General features: G+C 70.7%; 1 protein-coding gene (only partly in view). It reads right to left on the bottom strand.

Features of this window, described 5'->3' with window-relative positions; all coding sequences use genetic code 11:
- Window positions 1-2121 carry part of the coding region annotated (locus tag DEIPH_RS12610) for an LAGLIDADG family homing endonuclease (protein ID WP_407636511.1) on the bottom strand (this coding region is incomplete at its 3' end). Its footprint extends 856 nt past the window's final position, so 2121 of the 2977 annotated nt are shown.

Below are 2121 nucleotides of genomic sequence, written 5' to 3'. Positions count from 1 at the left end.
ACTTGGTCGGGCGGCGATAGGCGGCCAGCTTCTCCGGCAGACGGAACGGGTCGAGGTGCTGGGGGAGCTTGAGCGTGACGCGCCAGGCCGTCCCCTCGCGGCGTTCGCCTCGATAGGTGTGCGCCGTGCGCTTCCACCGGATGCGGGCCGTTCCGCCCAGCGACTGCGTGAGTTCCACCACGCCGCGCGCCAGAGCCTCGGAGACGCTGACATACTCCACCACCACGCCCGCGTGACCGTCCGTGTCGAGCAGGCCTTGCAGCAGGGCGAGGCGCTGTTCCACGCTGCCCAGCAGGTAGGGGGCTGGGATGAACTTCTCGCGGCTTTTCAGACCATGCAGACCGAGTTCCCGCAGGGCACGGGTGAGAGGGTTGGGCGTCCACTGCCCTTCCGTCACCAGCCGGTAGGTGCTGACCTTCCTGGTCAGGCGAGCGGTATGGCGCGCTTCCACGCCGTCAGGCAGTGCCAGCGCCGCGACCAGCTCAGCCTCCGAGGTGATGCCGACGCCATGCGTCAACCCACCGTCCCCCAGCAGCGCCCCCAGCGTGTAGGGGTCGAGGGGCAGGTCACGCGGCGCGAACTGCACTGGCTCCACCATCGGTGGGTAGTGCCTGAGATTCCCGGCAGCATCGGCCAGGTCATCCTTGATCTGTGCCGTTGTCAGCACCCGTTCCGGCAACCCCCGCCGCTTGCGAACGGGGGTGTTGACGGCCCACAGGTGGTCCTCGTCCACCTCCACGCTCGCCCCGTCGGTCAGGGTCAGGCGGAAGATGGGGCGCTGGCCCTGCGGGTAGACACCGACCACCTGCGTGGGCCTCCCGTTCCGGCCCATCACGAAATCGCCCACTTGCAGGTCGCCCATCCGCCTCCAGCCGTCCGGCGTCAGCACGCGGGCGTCGAGCGGCTGAGCTTTGCCCAGCCCCATATCGTCCGCCAGAATCCCGCCCAGGTCGTACTCGCGCAGGAATTGCAGCCACGCGAGGCCCTGCTGCTGGTAGGGGCGCAGGTCGGCATTCAGGCCAGCGGGCGGCTGGACTTCCGAGACCCCCTGAAAGGAACGCAGGCGGCGGCCCAGCTCCAGCAAACGGTCAGCCCCCAGCCAGCGTGCGTGCAGCACCTCGTCCAGCATCGCCAGGCGGGCGGCGTCCAGCACCGGCAGGCGCAGCGGGCCTGCGGGCAGGTCGCGCAGGTGCAGTTCGACCAGCACGCTGAGAATCGCCCGGACACGCCCGGCAGGCAGGGCGAGGCGGCGGCCATCCGGCAGGCGGGCCGTGATGAGGTCGTCGTCCTTCAGGGCGGCCAGGGCCTCGGGCGTGAAGAGTTCGGGACGCTCGGCGATCAGCGACACCAGGATGGGAATCAGGCTGCGGCGCTCGCCGTCCACGATGACACCCAGTTCCAGCGTGAACCAGCCGCCCTCCTCCTGTGCCTCGCCGTACCAGTCCTCGACCTCGGCAAACTGATAGGGGAAGCTGGGGTCCACCTCCACCCGGAAGCCTTTGGCCTCCAGCTTGGGCACCTCGGCCGTCAGGAAGCGCTGCCAGTCGGCCTCGTCGGCGAAGGCATAGAGGGCATTGGCCCGGGGGTGGCGGATATGGTCGCCGCGTGCTTGCAGCGTCTGGAGGCGCTTGAGGCCGGTGCGGGTGACCTGTCCGCCCGCCTTCTTCTCGGCGGCGGGGTCGCGGGAGGCCAGATGCAGGACGCCGTCCACGTACTTCTGCCGTTCCACGTCCAGCGGTTTGCCGTCGTAGTGGTGGGCGAGGTGGGCAATGCCCAGGCGTTCTACCGCCGCCGTCCTGCGCCAGCCCTGGCGGCGGCTCATCTCCACCGGCTCCTCGCGCAGCGTCAGGACCGGCTGGTACTGGAGGGGCGTGCGGACGGTGCGGACCGGGCGGGGGGTGGGCACGTCCAGCCCCGGAAAGCTCTCCCGCAGGGCACGGGTGAAACTGGCGGCCTGGGCGGGGGGCACGGGCGGCACGCCCAGGAAGGCTTCTTCCAGCGCGGGCGGCAGCGCCGAGGTCAGGCGGCCCAGCAGGCCCTCGCCTGCCTGCACGTACCAGCGGGGCGAGACGGGCAGCACGCGCACGCCTTCCGGCAGCGTCACGGTGGGGCGCTGCACGC

Source organism: Deinococcus phoenicis (genome assembly GCF_000599865.1).
In the GTDB taxonomy this organism is placed as follows: Bacteria; Deinococcota; Deinococci; order Deinococcales; family Deinococcaceae; genus Deinococcus; species Deinococcus phoenicis.
Note: the sequence above shows the minus strand (reverse complement) of the source record. Positions and strands in the feature narration are given on the sequence as shown.